General features: G+C 60.1%; 6 protein-coding genes. 5 read left to right on the forward strand and 1 reads right to left on the reverse strand.

Annotated elements, in window-relative coordinates; genetic code table 11:
• Nucleotides 1-151: 151 nt before the first annotated feature.
• The 4 genes from M5B43_RS05120 (at nt 152) to M5B43_RS05135 (ending at nt 5,320) form a co-directional block, all read left to right on the forward strand.
• The gene (locus tag M5B43_RS05120) at nt 152-1,570 is read left to right on the forward strand and encodes a TIGR00366 family protein (RefSeq protein WP_248749065.1); all 1,419 of its coding nucleotides are present in this window, start codon (nt 152-154) and stop codon (nt 1,568-1,570) included.
• A 92-nt stretch (nt 1,571-1,662) separates the two neighbouring features.
• Nucleotides 1,663-3,363 carry an acid phosphatase gene (gene acpA / locus M5B43_RS05125; RefSeq protein WP_248749066.1) on the forward strand — a complete coding sequence of 567 codons (1,701 nt, stop codon included), beginning with the start codon at nt 1,663-1,665 and terminating at the stop codon, nt 3,361-3,363.
• 122 nt (nt 3,364-3,485) lie between these two features.
• Nucleotides 3,486-4,655 carry a hypothetical protein gene (locus tag M5B43_RS05130; RefSeq protein ID WP_248749067.1) on the forward strand — a complete coding sequence of 390 codons (1,170 nt, stop codon included), beginning with the start codon at nt 3,486-3,488 and terminating at the stop codon, nt 4,653-4,655.
• Nucleotides 4,656-4,795: 140 nt separating this feature from the next.
• On the forward strand, nt 4,796-5,320 hold the full coding sequence (locus tag M5B43_RS05135) for an SET domain-containing protein-lysine N-methyltransferase (protein WP_248749068.1): 525 nt from the start codon (nt 4,796-4,798) through the stop codon (nt 5,318-5,320).
• Here the strand turns inward: M5B43_RS05135 and can are convergent.
• Entirely contained in the window at nt 5,317-5,961 is a 645-nt protein-coding gene (gene can / locus M5B43_RS05140; RefSeq protein ID WP_010566760.1) for a carbonate dehydratase, read from the reverse strand. The genes M5B43_RS05135 and can overlap by 4 nt on opposite strands.
• A 152-nt stretch (nt 5,962-6,113) precedes the next feature.
• On the opposite strand from can, the gene M5B43_RS05145 reads away from it, so the two are divergent.
• Nucleotides 6,114-6,518, forward strand: coding sequence for a serine kinase/phosphatase (locus tag M5B43_RS05145; protein ID WP_248749069.1), 405 nt, complete (start codon nt 6,114-6,116; stop codon nt 6,516-6,518).
• Nucleotides 6,519-6,532: the final 14 nt, after the last annotated feature.

Below are 6,532 nucleotides of genomic sequence, written 5' to 3' on the forward strand. Positions count from 1 at the left end.
GTTATGAGCTGAGTCCAATGATGGCAATCACGACGAATATATTTGTTTTGCTCATTGATCGATGAAGATAACTACATTCCCAAATCAATGGCCGTAGAGGAACATGCCGTAAAACTGCCAAACCCCATAATAAATACAAGAGGAATGACTCGTGGCCGATGCTATCGAAGAAAGCCGCTATGCCCGATTTGCGCTGCGGTGCTCCAACTTCGCCGAACGCTGGTTTCCTGACTCCTGGGTGTTTGCCGCCCTCGCGGTGATCATCGTCGCCGTGGCGACCCTGGGCATGGGCGCCGCGCCAACCGAAGCGGCCAAGGCGTTCGGCGATGGGTTCTGGAGCCTGATCCCGTTCACCATGCAAATGGCGTTTGTGGTGATCGGCGGTTATGTGGTGGCCAGCTCGCCACCTGCCGTGAAACTGATCGACCGCCTGGCGCGTATCCCGAAGAACGGCCGCTCGGCCGTGGCGTGGGTGGCGTTGATCTCCATGGTGGCGTCCCTGCTCAACTGGGGCTTGTCCCTGGTGTTCGGCGGTTTGCTGGTGCGTGCACTGGCCCGTCGTACGGATTTGCGCATGGACTACCGCGCTGCCGGTGCTGCGGCCTATTTGGGCCTGGGCGCGGTGTGGGCACTGGGGCTGTCGTCGTCGGCCGCGCAGTTGCAGGCCAACCCAGCCAGCCTGCCGCCGTCGATCCTGTCGATCACGGGCATGATCCCGTTCACCGACACCATCTTCCTGTGGCAATCCGGCGTGCTGTTACTGGCGCTGATCGTGGTGTCGCTGATCATCGCCTACGCCACGGCGCCCGGCCCGAACAGCGCCCGTGATGCCAAGGCGTGCGGTGTCGACCCGGCGTTCAACCTGCCAAAACCACAGGCGCCAACGCGTCCGGGCGAATGGCTGGAGCACAGTCCGTTGCTGACCATTCTGCTGGCCTTGCTGGCGGCCGGTTGGTTGCTCCATGAGTTCTCGACCAAACCGGCGATCAGCGCGATTTCAGGGCTGAACACGTATAACTTCCTGTTCATCATGGTCGGCGCGCTGCTGCACTGGCGCCCGCGCAGTTTCCTCGATGCGGTGGCGCGGGCGGTGCCGACCACCACCGGCGTGCTCATCCAATTCCCGCTGTACGGCTCGATTGCCGCGCTGATGACCGTGGTCAAGGGCGGTGACGGCCAGACGCTGGCACACCATATCTCGACGTTCTTCACCTCCATCGCCTCCCACGATACCTATGCACTGCTGATGGGCGTTTACTCGGCGGTACTGGGCTTCTTTATCCCCTCGGGTGGTGGCAAGTGGATCATCGAAGCACCCTACGTCATGCAGGTGGCCAATGACCTGCAATACCACCTGGGCTGGGCGGTGCAGATCTACAACGCCGCCGAGGCGTTGCCGAACCTGATCAACCCGTTCTATATGCTGCCGCTGCTGGGGGTATTGGGGCTCAAGGCACGGGATTTGATTGGCTTTTCGTTCGTGCAGTTGCTGGTCCACACACCGCTGGTGTTGTTCCTGTTGTGGGCGTTGGGGACGACATTGAAGTATTTGCCGCCGGTGATGCCGTAACCCTATAACGGTTTTGTCTTCGTTCCGTCACATTGCATTGCTACCGTCCTGCGAAATATCTTGCAACAACCAGCCAGCAGGGACTCCCAGCAATGAGTGACGAGCACGAAGACCGCCCTTCCCCCGATTCCGCAGCCCAACCGCCGGTAGACACCAGCCGCCGGCGTTTCCTGGGAGGCGCGGCGGTGCTGGGGGTGGGCGCAACCTTGAGTGCCTGCGGCAACACCAATGAAGCACCGGGCAAGCCGGTGGTGCGCCCGCTCACGCCCCAGGAGCTGGACAAAGCGTTGCACGACCAGGTGAAAACCGTGGTGGTGATCTATGCCGAGAACCGCAGTTTCAACAACTTGTTTGCTGATTTCCCTGGGCTGGAGCAACCCCTGTCGGCGCTATCCGCCGCAGACGCCCAACAGCGCGACCGCGACGGCAGCGTGCTGACCACCCTGCCCCCAACCTGGGGCGGAGTGTTACAAATCGGCCCGCAAAGTGTGGACGGGGTGACCTACCCCAGCGAAGTACAATTCCAGGAAAACCTGCCCAACGCACCGTTCGCCCTCAAAGGCCCGAACGCAGAAGACCTGCCATTGAGCCTGGTTACCCGCGACTTGTGGCACGTGTTTTACCAGAACCAGATGCAGATCAACGGCGGCAAGAACGACGGTTTCGTCGCCTGGGGCGACTCAGGGGGCCTGGTGATGGGGCATTACGCCCAGAGCCGTTATTCACTGCGCCTGTGGGATGTGGCCAAGGCGTTTGTGCTCTGCGATAACTTTTTCCAGGGCACGTTTGGGGGCTCCTTCCTGAACCATCAATACCTGATCAGCGCCACTGCGCCGTTTTATCCCAATGCCGCGCAGTCGGTGGCCAAGGCGCAGATCGCCACGCTACAAAGTGACGACCCTACCGACCCACGCCTCAAGCCCCTGGATAAGTCACCGGCCAGCGCCATGACTGGCCCGCCACAGTTCGGCCCCAGCGCGCTGACACCGGATGGTTACGGCGTGAACACCCTGGCTCCGCCCTATTGGCCGACCTGGATTCGCGACCCGCAAAACCCGGATTACGCCAAGGCCGACCTGCCCAACGTGCTGGTACCGCAAACCCACGAACACATCGGCGACAAACTGTCGAAAAAGAACGTCGATTGGGCTTGGTACGCCGGCGCGTGGCAGGCCACCCTTGATCAGTTCAAGGACTCGGGCGGTATCCCCAAGATTCCGAACTTCCAGTACCACCACCAGCCGTTCAACTACTTCAAGCAGCAAGGGCCGGAAAATCGGGCAGAACGTGACAGACGCCTGCGCGATGGCGGGTTGGGCGATGAGTCGAGCACCAACAAGTTCTTCGCCGATGCCCAGGCCGGCAAACTGCCGGCCGTGACGTTCTACAAGCCCCAGGGCAACTTGAACATGCATGCCGGTTACGCTGATGTGGCGTCGGGCGACCGCCATATCACTCGCGCCTTGAAGGTGCTGCAAGAAAGCCCACAGTGGAAAAACATGGTGGTGGTGGTGACTGTCGATGAAAACGGCGGCTGGTGGGACCACGTGGCGCCGCCCAAGGGCGACCGTTGGGGCCCGGGCACGCGGGTTCCGGCCCTGGTGGTGTCGCCGTTTGCGCGTAAAGGCACGGTTGACCATACCGTATACGACACGGCATCGATCCTGCGCTTGATCACCCGGGTGTTCCAGCTGGAGACATTGGACGGCCTCAAGCAGCGCGATGACGCGATGACCGCCCGCGGCCAGAAACCCATGGGCGATTTGAGCAATGCCTTGCAGTTCACCCTGTAGGTTTTCTTATCCAATAACGACACGCCTGGCGAATTAACACGCGGTTTTCCTGGCCAGCCGCTACTGTGTGGAGGTGGGCTTTCACCCCGCGCAGACGGGCTTTCGCTGACAAGGAACCAAGCATGTTCAAACCGACCAGGTTATCCCTCGCCCTGGCCGCACTCCTGCTGAGTGCGGTTGTACAGGCCGACATAGAAGTGCCACTGGGCAGCACGCAACGCGTCACCCAGTTGTTCGCTTTCCCCAATAACTGCAACGTGATCTGCTTCAGGCCATGGACGCTGGAGCAGACGGCCGAACATTATTTGAGCCAGAGCCTGCAGCGCGACGGCTACAGCCGGGCAAAGGTCAGCGTGAAGACCCATGACGGTCAGGTCTCGGCGACCTTCAGCGGCGTACCTGACCACTACGGCCAGCCCCTGGCCACCTTGCTCAATACCGCCGACCTGGCTTATCAAGGCGCCAGCAAGCTCAACAGTGATGGCAAATGGGCTTACAACTGGTACCTGTTCCTGCCGCTGGGCATGGCGCTGGAGAACCGCAAGAGTATCGAGCTGTTGCACTTCCCACCGGACTATTCGCTCACCCAGGCCCAGGACTACCTGGAGTCGGCCACCACCGACCGCTGGGCGACCTTGCTCACCGACAATGGCATTCCTGCCACCGAAACACCGGCTTACCAGACCATCATCGACATCGCGCCGATCGCCGCACCGTCCAATGCGGGTAAAGACCTGGAAACCGTCTACAGCTATTTCACCGACTACCAGACCCGCATGGTCAAGGAATTGAGCCTGTCCCCCACCGGCTCGCTGCCGATGGTGGCGTTCGGTGCACCGGTGCGTAGTTGGATCAAGCAGCAATACGGGCAGACCGTGGCCGTGCTGGGCCTGGCACAGATCAGTCCGCAGGCAGGCAAAACCGTCTCGGTACTGGGCTCCAACCACCCCAGTTACATCTGGTATGCAGCTGACCCGGCAAGCTACGACGGTAATGAGCAAAAAGCCGACGAGGCCGGTTTGAAGGTGATGGGCCAGGATCTGAGCGCTGCTTGCTGGCAAGCCGGCATGGGCCAGAAGCCCGCCAGCGATCCGAATGTATTGCTCAAGGCCTGCATGAACACCTGGCAGGTCACGCGTAAAGAGCAGACCTGTGAGTTGTTCTACACCTCGGTGCGCAACCTGACCCCAGAGCAAGCCAACGCCAAATGTGCCACCCCGGCTATCAAAACTCAGTTGAAGCAACTGAGAAATGCCGCCCCGCTCCCCGCGCTCAGCGCCCCCGTGCTTTAAAGCGAACAACCGGTTTCTACTGTCAGGTTTGACAGTAGAAACCGGATCCCACTTGGGCGAATCTTGGGCCGCGCCCATTTGCTGCAAGCCTGGCAGTCGAAAAACCTCAGCCGGTCGATGCAGCCTCACCCAGGAGAGTTATGAAAACTCCAGCCACGGATAAGGCTAAAACCGCTGAAAGTGAAGGTCTTTACCCCTTCAAGACGCTGCTCGTCGAACAGGGTTACCCCTCGACCGGGCATTTCCAGGTCGTGCAGGACGCTGACGAGATGACCGGCAGAATCAAGGCACGCGTTGCGTTTGACAGTCGCATACGCATTGCCAAGGTTTCCGGCTACGCCGTGAACGAGCGGCGCCCGCATACGCTGCAGCTGTCGCCGCGTATCCATTTGTACGACTGCTGGTTCTGCGGGCTGTTACAGCACTCGTGCAACCCGAACGTATTTTTGGACACCACGTACCTGGAGCTCTGGACCGTACAGCCTATCCTCGCCGGCAGCCTGCTGACCCTGGATTACGCCAGCACTGAAGACGCGCTGTCCCGGCAGTTCGCTTGCCAGTGCGGCGAGCTGAACTGCCGGGGCTGGATCACCGGCAACACAGAGCCTTTGAACGCCGAAGGCCAGGCGTTCATGGCGCTGTGGCGCGAGCGCAAACGCCCTTAAGCTTCGCCCAACGGACGCAAGCGATACTGCGGCGGCAACTGCTCGAAGCCACTGATGGTGGTGTTCAAGCTCTTCCAGCGACCGTCCTTGATGCCATAGATACAGCCATGGACCGACAGGCTCTGCCCCCGGTGCCAGGCGTTTTGCACAATGCTGGTGTGGCCGACGTTGGCCACTTGCTGAATCACGTTCAACTCGCAGAGGCGGTCAACACGCTCCTCCTCGGTCGGCAATTGGGCCAGCAGGTCGCGGTTTTCATAGTAAAGGTCACGAATGGTGCGCAACCAGCCGTCGATCAGGCCGAACTGACGGTCCTGCATCGACGCACGCACGCCACCGCAGCCGTAGTGGCCGGTGACCAGGATATGTTTGACCTTGAGCACGTCAACGGCGTACTGGATCACCGACAGGCAATTGAGGTCGGTGTGCAGCACTACGTTGGCCACGTTGCGGTGTACGAACAGATCACCGGGCAGCATGCCGACGATCTCGTTGGCCGGCACACGGGCATCGGAACAGCCGATCCACAGGTATTCAGGGGTTTGTTGACGGGCGAGCTTGGCGAAGAATTCGGGATCTTCCTGTTTGATCGCATCCGCCCAGCGTTCATTGTTATCAAGCAGGTCTTGTAGTTCGTTCATCAGGGAAAGCCTCAGGAATGATGCGCAGCTTTGACAGACGACCACTCATCCGGGTCACGCCGGGAATAAAGATAGCCGGTTGGCAATTACTTGAATCTTTGGGGAGCCATGCCTGTCCACACACTATAAGCCCCACAGTATGAGGATTGACCATGACTGAATCACGACGTCCCTACGGCGCCCCCGAACCGGAACCGATTGATGACAACGAAGACCGCATGGGGCAGGTACGCGAGCTGGATTTTGATGAGCAGGAACCGACATCGGAAATCGGCGAGGAGATCCCGCGCAGGGAACGCGAGCATCTGATGCCCGACGAACGGGTGCGTGAAGCCGGGATGACGGGGGCTTCGACCGAAGATAATGAGTCGACTGACGATGACATGAGCCCTGCAACCCTGATCCGTGAGGATGGTGCGCGGGATGCCTGGGAAGAAGGTGAGGATAATCCGGCGGATTACGATTTGAGCATCGTCGATGAGGATGAGATTGGCGGCGGTAATGGCCTGGATGAGGCTGAACTGGCGGATATCGACCCTGTAGACGGTAACCGCTGATACACAGCCGTTCC

The organism is Pseudomonas sp. MWU15-20650, assembly GCF_023242475.1.
GTDB lineage: Bacteria > Pseudomonadota > Gammaproteobacteria > Pseudomonadales > Pseudomonadaceae > Aquipseudomonas.

What these genes read in the sequence shown, in the direction of transcription:
- acpA (WP_248749066.1), top strand. Translation starts at nt 1,663, where the DNA reads ATGAGTGACGAGCACGAAGACCGCCCTTCCCCCGATTCCGCAGCCCAA.
- M5B43_RS05130 (WP_248749067.1), top strand. Translation starts at nt 3,486, where the DNA reads ATGTTCAAACCGACCAGGTTATCCCTCGCCCTGGCCGCACTCCTGCTG.
- M5B43_RS05135 (WP_248749068.1), top strand. Translation starts at nt 4,796, where the DNA reads ATGAAAACTCCAGCCACGGATAAGGCTAAAACCGCTGAAAGTGAAGGT.
- can (WP_010566760.1), bottom strand. Translation starts at nt 5,961, where the DNA reads ATGAACGAACTACAAGACCTGCTTGATAACAATGAACGCTGGGCGGAT.
- M5B43_RS05145 (WP_248749069.1), top strand. Translation starts at nt 6,114, where the DNA reads ATGACTGAATCACGACGTCCCTACGGCGCCCCCGAACCGGAACCGATT.